Origin of the sequence: Tenacibaculum sp. 1B UA, from assembly GCF_033978845.1 — a bacterium.
GTDB lineage: Bacteria > Bacteroidota > Bacteroidia > Flavobacteriales > Flavobacteriaceae > Polaribacter.
Genome location: NZ_JAKVUA010000012.1, coordinates 83,385 through 100,117, shown reverse-complemented (window position 1 = coordinate 100,117; position 16,733 = coordinate 83,385). Strand labels below are relative to the sequence as shown.

Here is a 16,733-nt window from a genome sequence, read left to right as displayed (position 1 = left end):
TTCCTTCTGTTACACTTGCGTCTGTAATGCTTGCTACGGTTGGGGCTCCATCATTATCTTGAATCGTTCCTGTAGCAGTTTGCCCTCCGTTGGCTACAGTAAAGGTTTCATCTGACTCATCTATAGTATCCTCTGTCGTTGGTACACTTACCGTTCCACTTGTTGCGCCTGCTGGTACGGTTACCAATACATCGGTCGTCGTATAGTCTGAACTTCCTGCGGTGCCATTGGTTAAGGTAAATGTATAGTCTACTGCTAAGGCACTTGCATTGCTTAACGTAAAGTCAAACTCTACAGCACTTCCTTCTGTTACACTTGCGTCTGTAATGCTTGCTACGGTTGGGGCTCCATCATCATCATTTATTGTTACCGATCCATCCGTTATAGTTCCTGTTGCTCCTGCTGTTACAACTCCTGTTGCTGGGAAAACTTCGTCAGCTTCTCCTGATACAGTATCTTCTATCGTTGGAACTGTTACACTTCCTGTAGTATTTCCTGCTAAAATTGTCACTGAATAAGCCACACCATCAACCGTTACTTCTACGGTAGTATCTTCTACACTTGGATTGCTTAACGTTACTGGAACAATCGCGTCATCTCCTTCTGATACCGTTACATCTCCTATTGTTACAGTTGGTGGGATACGTACCGTTATAGATATATCTGAACTATCTTCACATCCTCCTATAGAAGTAACTGTATAAGTAATTGTTACTGTTCCTGCTAGCACCCCTGAAACTTCTCCTGTACTAACGTTAACTGTTGCCCTAGAAGGATTTGATGAACTCCAAACCCCACCCGAATTTCCATCCGAAGTTAATGTTATACTATTATTAACATAAACCACATTTCCTCCACTTAATGTTCCTGCATCTGGAGCGGGGTTGGCTGCAGTACTAGTTCCTATTCCTTGCCCTTTATCTCCTCCTATGTCTGCACTTCCTGAATTTACTAAAACAGGAACACCATTTGTGTCAGCTCCACCATTAGCAGCAATGTTGATACTACCGTCAGAGTTTAAGTGAGAACTAAGAACATTCTCATCTCCCTCTATAGCATCATAACATCCATCATTATCGCTATCTAAGTCTAAATGATTTGGTATTCCATCATTGTCGGAATCTAACAGACAGCTTAATCTTGAGAATGGTAAATTTCTTCTTGATATAGATGGTCCTGCATATTCCACCGACAAACTTTCAGCTCCTGTTCTTTCATAAAATAACACTTCGAGTTCATGTACTCCTGGTTTAAGAGATATTTGACCATTTCTGGTTTGACTACCATGTAATCCATCATTATCAACAACTTCTATTCCATTTATAAATAATTTAGACCCATCATCTGATGTTGTATAAAATGTATAAACTCCATCAGTATCTATTCTTAATAACCCTTTATATCTAACACTAAATGTTTCATCATCTCCTGGGGTATGTAGCGCCCATAATTGGTCTACATTGAAATTAGACCGAGTTCCTATAGCTAAAGCCCCTGTAGTTGGTATATCATCTACTGAATTAGATGCAGGGTAAGAGTTGTAGAATTCATAACTTATAGATCCTATACAATTATTTTCTTCTGTATCTAAAATACCATCATTATCATCATCTAAATCATTTCTATCCGCAACATTGTCTCCATCACTATCTGCTAAAACTGTTACCGTAACCACTGCTGTATCACAATTTGTTGAAGGCTGACATAAACTATACACTAATTCATATACCCCCGCTGGTACACCAGAAGCTACAGTAACTTCTCCTGTATTTGTATTTAATATTATTCCTGAATTTTCAGAACTAACTTCAGATAGCTCTACTCCTGATGCAGATGGATTAGTTATACCTGCTACTGTATCATTTGTTAAAACATTTACTACGGCTACCCCTCCATTAGTACTAACAACTTCTCCCGAATCATCTTCAGCAACTATAATAGGTACACCTCCTACTTTTGTAATAAACACACCAGAGTCATAACTTGAATCAAAAACATCTGCAATCGCTATTTTCATATGGTAAGTTATTCCTGGTGTTAAGTTTATATTTGCGGTTAATTTTCTAGTAATACCGTTAAACTCTACGCCTATAGGAGTGGTTCCTGGATTATTATTTACAGGGCCAGCATTATTTGGGTTTGTATCATTATCTAAAACATGCCCATTATTAATATATAATGCACCTTGCGACAAATCAGGAGTGATACCGGGGTAGTCCCCAACTCCTCCTGAACTCCCTCTAAAACCAGCATTTATATTATTAATTGCCACTGGATTTGCAGTACTAGGTACCTGTGCTAGATTTGCACCAGGAGCAGTATTTGGTATTGTTGGATCTACCCCTAAAGGATCAGTCACAAAAAAACCAAAAATATCATTGAAAGGAGATCCTACAAAGTCTGGGTATTCCTCAGATCCAAACTGATATTCTAAAAGAACTCCTGTATAGTTTGGCAATGCTCTAAAATCAAACTCAAAAACAACTACATCCCTAGTTGCCTCTGGATCAATTGTTGTTAAATCGGTATCTGAATAATTTGTTCCAGAAGCATTTACAGATAGTCCTGTTTGATTATTTGTAACAAAAACCTGATTAACATTAGATGTTGTAAAAGCGATTCCTCTATCAACCTCTAAGTTAGCACCTCCATCACCATTTGTAAAAAGAGCTATTTGGTTTGTTGCCCCTCTAGTGATTACAGGATTTGTTATGATTACACCTGCTGATTGTAATTCTGTTGCTATTTGTACAGCTGTAGGATTAGGTGTTACTACTACCTGAGCTTTTACGTGTACAATTACACTTAAAAAAATTAAGGTTAAAAAGAATTTAATACCTTTTCTTATTGTAAAGTTATTTGAAATGTAACTCTCCCTCATATTAATACATATTATTTTATATACAATGTTGTGCCTTAAAGTTCTTCAAGGCTTTTTATTTTTTAATAAACAATACGGTGGGATATAAAAAACCCCACACAAAAAAAACATTAAGTTGCTCTTTTACAACTTATTTCTTGTGGGGGGCCTCTAAAATTTTGAATGTGCAAAAGTAAACTTTTTTTACTCTCACTAAAACATTAGACGTAAAATTAACAATTTAAGTCACGTTATAATAAAAAAAAATAACAAACAATCTTATCATCAATAAAACATATCAATAACAGAATCAATATTTTTTAACTTTTACTTAACACAAAAAAATAAAAATTTTCTTAAAACAAATAAAAAAAATTATTTTATTTTTAATACCTTTTTTAACTGGTTCAACGCATAATCAATTTCATCAATTGTGTTTAATTTACTAAAAGAAAATCGTACGGATGTTTTCTTTTCTTCCTCTTCACCTAAAAACTCTTGTAACACGTGAGATCCTTTACTACTACCACTCTGACAGGCACTACCTCCAGATACAGCTATTCCAGATAAATCTAAATTAAACAACAACATTTTATCTTCAACAGGAAATCGTAAATTTAGTATGGTATAACTTGTTTCTTCCATCGATTCTCCATTAGCCATAACACTTGGGATTATTTCTTTTATTTTTCTTATAAAATACTTCTTTAACCCTTTTATATATTCCTCATCTTTTCTTAGGTTTTCACAAGCAATAGTTAGCGCCTTTTCCATACCAATTATTGAATGTACATTTTCAGTACTTGACCTTGCTCCTTTTTCTTGTTCACCTCCATGTAACATTGGAAGTATTCCAATTCCTTTTTTAAAATAAGCGAATCCTACTCCTTTAGGTCCATGAAATTTATGAGCACTTGCTGCAATAAAATCTATTGGTGTTTTTTGTAAATCAATGGCATAATGCCCTATGGCTTGTACCGTATCTGAATGAAAATAAACATTATGCTCTTTACATAATTTCGCTACTTTGTCAATTGGTAATAAATTGCCAATCTCATTATTTACATACATCAAACTCACCAACGTTTTTTTCTTTGATTTATTTAGTATGTCTCCCAGATCGTCTACTAAAACAGTCCCGTTTTCATTTACTTCAATGTAATCAACAGTTATTTTATACTTTTTTTCTAAAAACTGCACCGTGTTTAAAACAGCGTGATGCTCTATCTTAGAAGTAATAATTCGTTCTACTCCTAAATTTAATACAGCATTAAATAAAATTAAGTTATCCGCTTCAGTTCCTCCTGCTGTAAAAATAATCTCACTTGAAGACACATTAAAATGTTTCGCTATATTTTTTCTAGCTGTTTCAACCGCAGCTTTAGCCTTCCTTCCATATTGATGCGTAGATGATGGGTTTCCATAATTTGTTTGCATTGATTGTTGAACAACCTCAATAACTTCTGGCAGCATAGGTGTTGTTGCGGCATTGTCTAAGTATATAGAATTCATAACACAAAAGTAAGATTTTCTAGTTGATAGTTAAACTCATTAGGCGTTTTGTAAATGAATTATCCATTTTGAAAAACATACACCTCTGTAGCTCCTTGTCCATATTTTTGATAAGAAGCATCGTAATATTTAACTGGATAATTATTTAACAAGTATTTTAATTCTGTTTTTAAAACTCCATCTCCTATTCCATGTATCAAAACTAACTTAGATATTTTTTTTGATATGCAGTATTCTAATTTATGCTTTGCTGTATTAATTTGTAATGACAAAATATCAAAATTATCCATTCCTCTTGTAGATTTCACTAACTTTTCAGCATGTAAATCTACCTCCATTATCACTTCTTTTTTATCTTTTACAAAAGATGTTTTTTTCTTTTTTTCTTTTGATTGAATTTTAGCTTTCAGCATTGGGTTGTTTATATCAGAATACTTGCTTAGCTCATTTTGATCGACTTCAACCTTCACTAGTTCTTTTTTTGTAAAGCAATACTCCATACCTTCATCATCTAATACAAAAACATTATCTCCATTTAATTTCACTACTACTCCTCTAATGTTAGCATCTATAACAGCTACTTTATTTCCTATTTCTAAACACATTCTTAACCTTTATTTAATTAGCTAAAAGGGCATTAGCTTGTATTTTTACAAATAATTTCACTCTGCAAAATAACTGCAAATAAATGATAAACACTAAGAATATCAACACAAAAAATTTCTTTGAGGAAGCAAGAAAAGAATTAATTCTTACTGAAGACCGTAAAGATTTATTACTTGAAATAGCTGATACTATTTTTGAAGAATATCTTGATAGAGAAAAAATAAATTTAAATTTTATTTGTACTCATAATTCTCGTAGAAGTCAGTTTACTCAGGTATGGAGCTTCTTTGCTATTGAATATTTTAATTTAAAGAATATGTTTACCTATTCTGGTGGAACAGAAACTACTTCTTTTCACAGAAACACAGTTAAAAGCTTACAAAAAACTGGCTTTATTTTTAGTGTTGTTGATTTTTCTCATCAGAATCCTAGATATTTAGTATCTTTTAACGGAACTAAGAAATCTATCTTAGGTTTTTCAAAGTTATATGATCATCCTCAAAATAGTTTTCCTTTTATTGCAATTACTACTTGTGATAATGCCGATCAAAACTGTCCATACATTCCTGATGCTATCGAGCGTTTTCATTTACCTTATAACGACCCAAAAAAATCAGACAATACTGACTTAACCGAAGAAACTTATCTTCAAACAAGTAAGCAAATTGCTGGTGAATTGTTTTTTATTTTTAAAGAAGTAGAACAAAGGTTACCTTAGTTATACTTTTATACTTTTATCGTAAGGGATTCTTTCTAAAATATAATTAATTACATTTACCCTTGCCACTGTTTTTCTGTTAGCTCGAATAACTTTCCAAGGAGATATTTCTGTATTTGTTTTAGAGAACATTGCTTTTTTATATTCTGTATAATCATCCCAAAGTTCTTGTGCCTTTTCATCTACAGGCGTCATTTTCCATTGTTTTAATGGATTATTTTTTATATCGTTGAATCGTTTTGCTTGTTCTTTTTTATTGATAGACATATAAATTTTCACCAACCGAATGCCAGATTCTAAAATCATACGTTCAAAATCGTTTACCTGATTCATAAAAATCTCATATTCCTCTTGAGTACAAAAACCATTCACGGGCTCAACTACTGCGCGATTATACCAACTTCTATCAAAAAACACAATTTCTCCTGCTTTAGGAAACTGTTCAACATATCGCTGAAAGTACCATTGTGTTTTTTGATCTTCATTAGGTTTGGGAAGCGCTACAATTCGCATATGACGAGGATTGATACGTTCTGTTATTCTACGTATCGCTCCACCTTTTCCTGCAGCATCTCTTCCTTCAAAAATTACTATAATTCGTTCATTTTCTTGAATCGCCCAGGCTTGTAAACGAATTATTTCAACTTGTAACTTTTTTAATTTTCGCTCATAATCAACATATCGGATTGCTCTTTCTAAATTAAAAGATTTCGATAATAAAGCTTTTAAACCTCTTGTTGTATTTAATTTATTTACGTCTCTTTGAGTTAACTTTCCCATTCTTAATCTAAATGTTTTACTGAACGATAATAACGCATTACAATATTTGGATCTGGCGTTAAAACTGTTGTTTCTTCTTCTCTTCCATCATAATCAAACTGAGATAATACATGGCGCATACACTCTACTCTAGCTTCTTTTTTATTGTTTGTTTTTACTACTATCCACGGGCTATAAGCCGTATGTGTTTTACTAAACATTTCATTTTTATAGTAACTATATGTATCCCATAATTCTTGTCCTCTTTTATCAACAGGACTAAATTTCCAGCGTTTTAAAGGATTGTTATTTCGAGAATTGAAACGTCGTAATTGTTCTTCTTTTGAAATTGACAACCAAAACTTTATAACCACAACACCGTCTTCATACAACATGTGTTCAAACTCTGGCACCTGTACTAAAAAGTTTTTATATTGATCATCTGTACAGAATCCCATCACTGGCTCAACCACTGCTCTATTATACCAACTACGGTCAAAAAACACAATTTCTCCTGGGTTAGGCAACTCTTTAATATATCGTTGAAAATACCATTGCCCTTTTTCTACTTCAGTTGGTTTATTTAAAGCTACTAAACGAGTAGAACGCGGATTCATATGCTCCATAAAACGTCGAATACTCCCTCCTTTTCCTGCAGCATCTCTTCCTTCAAAGATTACAGCAACTCGCTTATTATTTTTTGCTATCCACTGCTGAAGTTTTACTAACTCTATTTGTAACTTCCTCAGCTCTTCTTCATAATTTAGCTTTACTTTAACTTTTGTAATAGAAATTCCCTTTTCTTCAATAATAGCCAACAATTCTTCATTTGTCGAAACACTTTCAAAGTCTTCAATTGTTAATTCAGGTTTTTCTTTCATAAGTTTATTTAGTTATTCTTGTTAATAATTTAACCAAGGTTGTGCTAAAATAATACGATATTTACAGCTATGAAAAAAAATATACTACTTTTATTTATCTTATTTTCTCTTCATACATTCTCACAACGTAAATACGCTAAGGAGTTTAGTTTTATAAATGATAATGACTTATATACTTCTACTTATCAAGACAGATATTATACTAACGGAGCCTTTTTAACATACCGCTTCCTAAGTAAAAAGCAAGTTGGAAATATTGATAAAAAAATATATGAAATTCAATTAGGACACCATATGTACACTCCCTACAAAGCTGTTATTGAAACTATTGAAGAGCATGATCGTCCTTTTGCTGGTTATTTATATGGTAGTTTTGGTATAAACAAGTTTTACACAAATGAATCTATTTTAAAAACATCCATTCAAATAGGTACCATCGGTTCATCTTCTTTAAGTGAAGAACTGCAAGGAATTATCCATAAAATGTATGGTTTTAGAGAAGCTACAGGATGGGAGTACCAAATAAAAAATGCATTTGCTCTTAATTTAAATACTGATTATATTAAAAAAATAGCCCGAGATAATATTTTTGACCTTAACTGGATAAACTCTGCTAGGTTAGGTACTGTTTACACTGACTTATCAACAGGCTTGTATACTCGTGTTGGTTTTAAGCCTTTAGAGAGCATTACAAATTCCATCGCTTTTCATGGAAACTTAAATAACCAAAACACTAGCTTCGAAAATAAGGCGGAAGTCTTTTTATACCTAAAACCAATGCTTCATTATGTTGTTTATGACGCAACTATTGAAGGAAGTTTTTTAAACGACGACAGCCCAGTTACGTTTGAAGTAGAGCCTTTTAAGTTTACAACAGAGTTTGGAATTCGTTTTACTAGTAATCGTTTTAATTTTGGATACGCCATCAATTATCACACTAAAAAACTCAAAAGCTCACGTGTTCCTAAAGGGAATTTTTATGGCACAATACAATTAAATTATCAATTCAATTAAACTTATTGAGCTCTTTAAAAAAAATAATTTTTAAAATCATCAAATTAAGATATATTTGTAAGTCTAATAAATAGAAAAATTACTAAATGAAATTTATCGTATCTAGCTCACAGTTATTAAAACAACTACAAGTTTTAGGAGGAGTTATAAATAGCAATAACACGTTACCAATTTTAGATAACTTTTTATTTGAACTATCTGAAAACGAATTAAAAATATCTGCTTCTGATCTTGAGACTACCATGTCTTCTGTTATTGAAGTAGAAAGTACTGATACTGGAGCGATTGCTATTAATGCTCGTTTGTTATTAGATACTTTAAAAACATTTCCTGAGCAACCACTTACTTTTAAGGTTGAAGGAGATAATACTATTGAGATTATTTCTGAACAAGGAAAATATGACATGGCATACTTTAGTGGAGATGAATTCCCTAAAGCTGTAGAATTACCTTCTCCAAGTAGTACAGAAATCCCATCAAATATTTTAGCTACAGCTATTTCTAAAACTATTTTTGCGGCTGGTAATGATGATCTACGTCCAGTGATGAGTGGTGTATTTTTTCAGTTCAATTCGAAAGAGTTAACTTTTGTAGCTACGGATGCTCATAAATTAGTAAAATATACACGTACCGATATTACTGCTGATAAATCAGCCGAATTTATCATGCCTAAAAAACCTTTGAACTTATTAAAGGGAATTTTAGGTGGATCAGAAAATAATGTTATTATTGAGTACAACGACACCAATGCTAAGTTTACTTTTGATAACGTAGTATTAATTTGTCGATTAATTGATGGAAAATACCCTAACTACGAAGCAGTTATACCGAAAGAGAATCCTAATAAATTAACAGTAGACAGGGCTTCTTTCTTAAACTCTGTTCGTCGTGTGTCTATTTTCTCTAGTAAAACAACGCATCAAATTCGTTTAAAAATGGCGGGAACTGAGTTAAATATTTCTGCAGAAGATTTAGATTATTCTAACAAAGCTGACGAACGATTAAACTGTGATTATCAAGGAGATGATATGCAAATTGGGTTTAACTCTCGTTTTTTAAGCGAAATGTTAAACAACCTAAACTCTAACGATGTTTTAATTGAAATGAGTTTACCAAATAGAGCTGGAATTTTAACTCCTATTGACGGAACTGAAGAAGGTGAATTAGTAACTATGCTTGTTATGCCTGTGATGTTAAACGGATAATAAATTCACAATATATAAAATTACAAAAGCCACAGAATCAAAAGTCTGTGGCTTTTGTAATTTTATTAACGTCTTTCTCTTTTAAAAATGATAAATAATTGTAAATTTACCTCTTTCAAACTTTATAAATTATAATGGGTAGAATTATTGCAATTGCAAATCAAAAAGGTGGCGTAGGTAAAACTACTACATCTGTGAACTTAGCTGCGGCTTTAGGTGTTTTAGAAAAAAAAGTATTGTTAATTGATGCTGATCCCCAAGCAAATGCTACTTCTGGTTTAGGTTTAGACGTTGAAAGTATAGAAATTGGAACATATCAGGTTTTAGAACATACAATCTCTGCAAAGGATACTGTTTTAAAAACTGACTCTCCAAACGTTGACTTAATCCCTGCTCATATTGATTTAGTAGCCATTGAAATTGAATTGGTAGACAAGCAACAACGCGAATACATGTTAAAAAAAGCGTTAGAAGATATTAAAGATGATTACGATTTTATTTTAATTGATTGTGCTCCATCTTTAGGTTTAATAACCTTAAACTCACTTGTAGCAGCAGACTCTGTTGTTATACCTATTCAATGTGAATACTTTGCTTTAGAAGGTTTAGGAAAGTTATTAAACACCATTAAAAGTGTTCAGAAAATACACAATCAAGAATTAGAAATTGAAGGTTTATTATTAACCATGTTCGATTCTCGTTTACGTTTATCAAATCAAGTTGTAGACGAAGTACGTAAACACTTCAGTTCTATGGTTTTTGAAACAATAGTACACAGAAATATCCGTTTAAGTGAAGCACCAAGTTATGGAGAAAGTATAATTTCATACGATGCAACGAGTAAAGGTGCCGTAAATTACTTAAATTTGGCGAACGAAATTTTAACTAAAAACGCATAATTACTGTACATGGCAAAAGCAACAAAAAAACAAGCTTTAGGTAGAGGTTTATCAGCATTGTTAAAAGAAACTGCAGAAGTAAATTCTGCAGAAGACAAAAATGCAGATAAGTTAGTAGGAAACATTCTTGAAATCGATATAAATTCGATAGATGTAAACCCGTATCAACCTAGAACTTATTTTGATGAAGAAGCGTTGCGCGAATTAGCTAGTTCTATTAAAGAATTAGGTGTTATTCAGCCTATTACTGTCCGTAAACTTTCTAGTGATAAATTTCAATTAGTTTCTGGAGAGCGCCGTTTCAGAGCCTCTAAACTTATTGGAAACAAGACTGTTCCTGCTTATATTCGTTTAGCTAACGATCAGGAAATGCTTGAAATGGCATTGGTTGAAAATATTCAACGTAAAAATTTAGACCCAATTGAAGTTGCTCTTTCATACCAACGTTTAATTGATGAAATTCAACTTACACAAGAAGAATTGAGTACTCGTGTAGGTAAAAAACGTTCTACAGTTACCAACTACTTACGTTTATTGAAATTAGACCCAATTATTCAAACAGGAATGCGTGACGGATTTATTTCAATGGGACACGGTCGTGCTTTGATTAATGTTGATAGTAATTCTGATCAATTAAATATTTATGAGAAAATTGTTCGTGATAAATTATCAGTACGTCAAACTGAAGAACTAGTCAAAAACTTAAAAGCTGGTAAAGTTGCTAAGGCAGTAAAAAAGAAACCTTTACCTAATTATATTTCTGAAAGTGTTAAAGATATCAGTGATTATTTTGGTCATAAGATTGATGTTTCTGTAAATAATCGTGGAAAAGGTAAAATTTCTATTCCTTTTCATTCAGAAGAAGATTTTAATCGCATTAAAAACTTATTAAAGTAATTGAACGTACGTATAATCATATTCGCTTTTTTTAGTCTTTTTTTGTTTCAAAATGCCTTTGCTCAAAAAGATTCTATTGCAGTTAGAGCAAAACAGCTTCAATTAACTAGCGACAAATACAACCCTTTATCTCCTTCAAAAGCTGCTTTTTATTCGGCTATTTTCCCTGGAGGTGGGCAAATTTATAATGGAAAGTATTGGAAAGCTCCTATAGTATGGGCGGCAATGGGTGCTAGTGCTTATTTTTATATTGATAATAGTAACCAGTATGATCGCTACCGAACAGCTTTTAAGCTAAGAAGCCAAGGATTAAAAGACGAATTTACTAGAGAGGATGGAACTGTTCTTATTTCTACTCCTGGTTTAGAAAGTGCTCAAAAAACTTTACGAAAAAATAGAGATTTATCATTATTAACTGGTGTGCTTTTATACGTTTTACAAATTGTTGAAGCTAGTGTTAATGCGCACTTATTACAATTTGACACAGATGACAGTTTATCTGTAAAACCAGTAATAACTCCTGATCCTTTATTTATTGAAGCACCGAAAGTTGGTTTAACATTTAAATATTCTTTTTAAGATGAAAATAGCCTTACTTGGTTATGGTAGAATGGGTAAAGAAATTGAAAAATTTGCTTTACAAAGAGGACATGAAATTATTATAAAAACTTCTGGAAAAGAAGTTTATGATATTACAAAAGCTGATGTAGCAATAGACTTTAGTATTCCTTCTTCTGCATACAACAACATCAGCAATTGTATTAACAATAATATACCTATTATTTCTGGTACTACTGGTTGGTTAGATAAATACAACGATGTTGTTGATTTATGTAATAAAAAAAGCGGTGCATTTATTTATGCCTCTAACTTTAGTTTAGGTGTTAATGTTTTCTTTGAACTAAACAAACAGCTTGCTAAAATGATGAGTACTTTAGAACAATATAATGTTTCTATTGAAGAGATTCATCATACTAAAAAGTTAGATGCTCCAAGCGGTACTGCAATTACATTGGCAGAAGGTGTTATTGAAAACACTAACCAAAAGGCTTGGGAATTAGATGAAAAAACATCAGACGAAAATATTCCTATTAAAGCTATCAGAACTCCGGATGTTCCAGGTACTCACACCGTGACTTACAATTCTGAAATAGATACTATTGATATTAAACACACAGCTCATAACCGTCAAGGTTTTGCTTTGGGTGCTGTAATTGCTGCTGAGTGGCTAAATGATAAAACAGGTGTTTTTACTATGCGAGATGTGTTAAACTTAGGTTAATAACGTAACAAATAGCTCAAAAAACACACAAATAAAATTGAATTTTATTCCTTATAAGGAATTACAAAATATATAGATTATGACATTTACTGAATGGTTTTTATTCTTTTTATTCATACAAATTATTCATTTTTTAGGTACTTGGAAGTTATATACTAGAGCTGGCAGAAAAGCTTGGGAAGCAGCGGTACCTGTATACAATGCTATCATATTAATGCAAATAATAAATCGCCCAAAATGGTGGGTAGTTTTATTATTTATTCCTATTGTAAATTTATTAATGTTTCCTATAATTTGGATTGAAACTTGTAGAAGTTTTGGTTTTAATAAAAGACCTGATACTATCCTTGCTATTCTAACTTTAGGGTTATACATCTATTATATTAACTATTTTACGAATGCAGAGCATATAGAAAATAGGAGCTTAAAACCAAGATCTCCTTTGGGTGAATGGGTAAGTTCTATTGCTTTTGCTATTATTGCTGCTACTTTAGTGCATACTTACTTTATGCAACCCTACACCATTCCTACATCATCATTAGAAAAAACCTTATTGGTTGGTGATTACTTGTTTGTAAGTAAATTTCATTACGGTGCTCGTGTACCTATGACCACTGTTGCTGCACCTATGGCACATGATACTATTCCTGTGTTAGGTACAAAATCATTCTTATCTGACGATAAAAATAAAGATGGTTTGCTAAACAAGCTATCTTTACCTTACATGCGAGTTCCTGGCTTTCAAAAAATTAAGCGTAATGATATTGTTGTTTTTAGCTGGCCTTCAGATTCCCTAGCTACGATGTGGGGAGATAATTCTGGAAATTTCACTTATAAACCCATTGATAAACGTACAAACTATGTAAAACGTGCAGTAGGTACTCCTGGTGATACTTTAGAAGTGCGTGATGGTTATGTATTTATTAATGGAAAGAGAACTGTATTACCTGATAGAGCAAAACCACAATGGCTACATATTGTAGACACTAACGGTGAAAAGTTTAGTGAAGGCGCAGTAAAGAGATACAACATCAGAGAATGGGGAATGCAAGGTGATAAATATGTATTGAATTTAACTGATGAAGAGGCTGCTTTAATAGCTAAAAACCCAATTGTAAAAAACATTGAAAAACACTTAACTCCAAAAGGGACTTATGATAAATCTGTTTTTCCTCACGACCCAAGATATGCTTGGTCTACTGATAATTTTGGCCCTATATATATTCCAAAAGAAGGAGCAACGGTTGAATTAAATGCTGCAACCATTCCTTTTTACGAGCAAATTATTCGAAGATATGAAAACAACAATTTAACTATTTTTGGAGACGATATTTACATCAATGGTAAGAAGGCAAAAGAATACACTTTTAAGCAAGACTATTACTGGATGATGGGTGACAATCGTCAACGCTCATTAGATGCTAGAAATTGGGGGTATGTACCTTTTGATCATGTAGTTGGTAAACCTGTTATGATTTGGTTAAGTTGGGATGCCAATGCACCTAGTTTTATAGCTAAATTAAACTCTATTCGTTGGGACAGAATGTTTACAACTGTTGGGGGTAGTGGTAAACCAGTTTCTTATCTTTGGTTAGTTTTATTATCAATTGGGGGCTATATTGTGTATAGTTTTAGAAAAAGTAAAAAGAAGAAAGCCTAATGTCACTTTTTATCCCAACATACTTTGCTCCTATTTCGCAATATGCAGCAATCTATCAATCGGATGCTATTACTTTTGAGGTTAATGATAATTATCAAAAACAAACCTACCGTAACCGTTGTTATATTTATGGCGCTAATGGTAAACTTGCTCTAAACATTCCTGTAAAAAACAAAACAAAAGAAGGTCGAAAAAAGACAAAAGATACTTTAGTTGAAAATGACTTCCCTTGGCAACAGCAACATTTTAAGTCATTACAGTCAGCTTATCGCTCCTCTCCTTTTTTTGAATTTTTTGAAAATGATTTACTTACTATTTTCAACAAAAAGTATAAATTCTTACAAGATTTAAATATTGATACTCATTTATTTGTAACTGATGCTCTACAAATTAAGCAACAATTCACCAAAACAACTAGTTACGAACTAAACTCTGAAAGCGCTGACTTTAGACCTTTAGCTATTGCTAAAAAAGGAATTGAAATAGAAATGGATTCTTATATTCAAATGTTTGATGATAAATACGGATTTATACCTAATTTATCTATTCTAGATCTCCTTTTTATGGAAGGATCTAACACTATTAGCTTTTTAGAGAAAATTAATGTAAATTTGAGATAGTCCCCTCTAATTATTTTATCAATAGAATTTATATTGCTTATCTAAAATTCCTATTAATTATATTATAAAAAGATAGTAAAGGAAATCATTTAAAGCTAAAAATTTACTCTTAAATATTTTTTCCATTTACTTCAACAGAAAAAAGACATCTGACTTTTAAAGAAAGGAATTAAACAACCTATATTTTTAACATAAACTAAGAGGTTATTTACTTATTTTATATATATATTTGTCAGCGAAGCATTTCCCCCTTTTTAATGTTTCATTTCCCTTATTATTAAGAAAAGACTTGTTCCCTTTGTGTGCAGGTCTTTTTACTTTATATATCTTTTAGCTAAATTGTTAATCTGTTCAGAAATAGATAATTTTACTACTACAAAAACATAAATTGCTATAATTAATATACTCTTTAAAACAATGTTTACAATTGGGTGAATTGGAAAGTCAAAAAGATAAAACTCGGATATAGAGAAATTCCAAAAATTAAACCCTAAAAACATAATTAAGACAATAAAAATCATTAAAAATGTTTTATTGGTAAAGGGTGTCATATTGAATTTTTCTTTTACAAACCATAGTTTAAAGGCATTAAATACTAAGACTGTAATAAGTGTTGCTAGTGCCAACCCTTTCGTTCCCATTTCTAAATCATTAAAAAAGTAACTATTTAAAAAATACACTGAAAAAGCCATTCCTAAGCCTACTGGCAAGGTTATACGATAAAATTTAGAATTACTTATAATAGCACCATTACTACCTAATGACATTAAAAATAATTTTGCAGAAGAAATCAGTAATACTACTAATACTCCTTCTTTTCCATAATTTTTATTCGGCATCAGCCTGAACAATTCCTCCACATTACAATTCACTAACACAAAAAACAATCCACCAATCAACAATAAATTAATAGAACTTTTTTTATACAAGTTCTCTGTTTCCTTAGGATTATTTTCATTGAGTGCTTTAGAGGTCAATGGTTGTAAAATTTGCCCCATAGCTCTACTTGGAGCTTCTATAAAAGACCCAATAAACACTGCTACAGTATAATATGCCGCAGTAGCAAAGCCTTCTTTACCTGGTATCATTACTTTATCAATATCCAAAATAATAGCTCCTGCACTACCTGCTAAAATGATATAAAAAGTGTATCGTAAAACTTCTTTAAAATTATCTGGTAAACTGAATGCAAATTTTGGTGTATATAAACGAAACGCATATATCATCATTAACAACACTCTAAATATATATGCTACCGACATATATACTAGAAACTCTTCCTTAGTTATCAAATGAAAATACACAGCCAAAAGTAAAACCATTACAGCTACTCTGTTATATAGCTCTTTTAAAACATTACCAAAAACCGATTGCATTTGTACTCTTGCCCATGAATAAAACACTTCAAAATAGGCGCAAGCAACCGCTATTATATAAATATAAATTGTGTAGTCTTCAATTATTAAATTTTCATTAGAACCACTTGCTACTACATAATTCATAATCCAGTTATGAAAGAAATTCCAAAAATATCCTATTGGAATCGCTATAAATAATGGTAAAAAAATTATAGAGCTTAAAAATTTATCTTTTTCTACTTTTGAAGTATATCCAGAAAAAAACTTGATAATTGTAAAGTGAACTCCAAAGGCTGTTATAGGCATAATTAAGTTTGAAGCCGAAAAAACATAGGTTGCTAATCCATAATACTCATCTCCTAAAAACCGTGTGTATAACACCAAGGTGTTAATACCTCCAATTAAAAACCCTAAATAGATTATTAGAGTGTTTCTGAACGATTGTTTAAATACAATTCCCAA

General features: G+C 31.9%; 15 protein-coding genes. 9 read left to right on the top strand and 6 right to left on the bottom strand.

The annotated features are described in order from the left end of the window. From MK851_RS10635 to MK851_RS10625, 3 genes are all read right to left on the bottom strand, one after another. Nucleotides 1-2,881: choice-of-anchor L domain-containing protein (locus MK851_RS10635; RefSeq protein ID WP_320243785.1), on the bottom strand; the 2,881-nt coding region annotated here is incomplete at its 3' end. 354 nt (nt 2,882-3,235) lie between these two features. Further along, a complete protein-coding gene (locus tag MK851_RS10630; protein WP_320243782.1) occupies nt 3,236-4,372 on the bottom strand; it encodes a cysteine desulfurase family protein in 1,137 nt (378 codons plus the stop codon). A 59-nt stretch (nt 4,373-4,431) separates the two neighbouring features. Further along, nucleotides 4,432-4,977 (bottom strand): Smr/MutS family protein, encoded by a 546-nt coding sequence (locus tag MK851_RS10625; RefSeq protein WP_303508958.1) that lies wholly within the window; start codon nt 4,975-4,977, stop codon nt 4,432-4,434. A gap of 83 nt (nt 4,978-5,060) precedes the next feature. On the opposite strand from MK851_RS10625, the gene MK851_RS10620 reads away from it, so the two are divergent. Then, complete coding sequence (locus MK851_RS10620; RefSeq protein ID WP_320243779.1) at nt 5,061-5,696, top strand: hypothetical protein; 636 nt, start codon at nt 5,061-5,063, stop codon at nt 5,694-5,696. On the opposite strand, the gene ppk2 (MK851_RS10615) is transcribed toward MK851_RS10620, so the two are convergent. After that, nucleotides 5,697-6,476, bottom strand: a complete 780-nt coding sequence (gene ppk2, locus MK851_RS10615; RefSeq protein WP_115900739.1) for a polyphosphate kinase 2 — start codon at nt 6,474-6,476, stop codon at nt 5,697-5,699. Nucleotides 6,477-6,478: 2 nt separating this feature from the next. Next, the gene (gene ppk2, locus MK851_RS10610) at nt 6,479-7,336 is read right to left on the bottom strand and encodes a polyphosphate kinase 2 (RefSeq protein WP_303508954.1); all 858 of its coding nucleotides are present in this window, start codon (nt 7,334-7,336) and stop codon (nt 6,479-6,481) included. Between the two features lie 69 nt (nt 7,337-7,405). On the opposite strand from ppk2 (MK851_RS10610), the gene MK851_RS10605 reads away from it, so the two are divergent. The 8 genes from MK851_RS10605 to MK851_RS10570 all read left to right on the top strand — a co-directional run bounded on the left by MK851_RS10605 (nt 7,406) and on the right by MK851_RS10570 (nt 14,913). Beyond that, nucleotides 7,406-8,350 carry a lipid A deacylase LpxR family protein gene (locus tag MK851_RS10605; RefSeq protein WP_320243776.1) on the top strand — a complete coding sequence of 315 codons (945 nt, stop codon included), beginning with the start codon at nt 7,406-7,408 and terminating at the stop codon, nt 8,348-8,350. A gap of 86 nt (nt 8,351-8,436) precedes the next feature. Beyond that, nucleotides 8,437-9,555, top strand: coding sequence for a DNA polymerase III subunit beta (dnaN, locus tag MK851_RS10600; RefSeq protein ID WP_303508952.1), 1,119 nt, complete (start codon nt 8,437-8,439; stop codon nt 9,553-9,555). Between the two features lie 134 nt (nt 9,556-9,689). Then, a complete protein-coding gene (locus MK851_RS10595; protein WP_047789668.1) occupies nt 9,690-10,454 on the top strand; it encodes a ParA family protein in 765 nt (254 codons plus the stop codon). 9 nt (nt 10,455-10,463) lie between these two features. Next, nucleotides 10,464-11,351 carry a ParB/RepB/Spo0J family partition protein gene (locus MK851_RS10590; RefSeq protein ID WP_115900743.1) on the top strand — a complete coding sequence of 296 codons (888 nt, stop codon included), beginning with the start codon at nt 10,464-10,466 and terminating at the stop codon, nt 11,349-11,351. Then, nucleotides 11,352-11,930, top strand: coding sequence for a DUF5683 domain-containing protein (locus MK851_RS10585; RefSeq protein WP_320243767.1), 579 nt, complete (start codon nt 11,352-11,354; stop codon nt 11,928-11,930). 1 nt (nt 11,931) lies between these two features. Beyond that, nucleotides 11,932-12,633, top strand: a complete 702-nt coding sequence (gene dapB / locus MK851_RS10580) for a 4-hydroxy-tetrahydrodipicolinate reductase (RefSeq protein ID WP_320243765.1) — start codon at nt 11,932-11,934, stop codon at nt 12,631-12,633. A 79-nt stretch (nt 12,634-12,712) separates the two neighbouring features. Next, on the top strand, nt 12,713-14,293 hold the full coding sequence (gene lepB, locus MK851_RS10575) for a signal peptidase I (RefSeq protein ID WP_320243762.1): 1,581 nt from the start codon (nt 12,713-12,715) through the stop codon (nt 14,291-14,293). Continuing rightward, complete coding sequence (locus MK851_RS10570) at nt 14,293-14,913, top strand: WbqC family protein (protein WP_320243760.1); 621 nt, start codon at nt 14,293-14,295, stop codon at nt 14,911-14,913. The genes lepB and MK851_RS10570 overlap by 1 nt, the downstream gene beginning before the upstream one ends. Before the next feature lie 314 nt (nt 14,914-15,227). On the opposite strand, the gene MK851_RS10565 is transcribed toward MK851_RS10570, so the two are convergent. Continuing rightward, entirely contained in the window at nt 15,228-16,733 is a 1,506-nt protein-coding gene (locus tag MK851_RS10565; RefSeq protein ID WP_320243758.1) for a lipopolysaccharide biosynthesis protein, read from the bottom strand.